General features: G+C 41.1%; 1 pseudogene. It reads right to left on the bottom strand.

What is annotated here, in order from left to right:
• Positions 1-214: pseudogene (locus HMPREF2846_RS08930) on the bottom strand (hypothetical protein); the annotation flags it as partial.
• Between the last annotated feature and the right edge of the window lie 95 nt (positions 215-309).

The raw sequence follows: 309 nt of genomic DNA, 5'->3' as shown, positions 1-309 counted from the left end.
AATCTTCAAAATGTTCAGCTTTCTTATCGAAGTAATCCACATCAGTAAGCTCAAACGGGTCATCGATACCATCTAACTGAACTATGACTGATTGTTTGCCAAGTCTATCAACTTCTCGAATAACAACACCTGCATGACCGTCCTGCACATTCAATCCACGATATTGCCATAAGATAATACGATCATCTCTTTTTAAATCTCTAACCTCATTCATTAGCGCACCGCCTTTACCATTAAGTCATTTTCACATAGGTGCCAATACCAGTCGTCAGGCGTTACACTCTGAGGTGTGCCGTCGTATAACCAAGG

The sequence above is a fragment of the Staphylococcus sp. HMSC056G08 genome (genome assembly GCF_001812305.1).
Classification (GTDB): Bacteria; Bacillota; Bacilli; order Staphylococcales; family Staphylococcaceae; genus Staphylococcus; species Staphylococcus simulans.
Note: the sequence above shows the minus strand (reverse complement) of the source record. Positions and strands in the feature narration are given on the sequence as shown.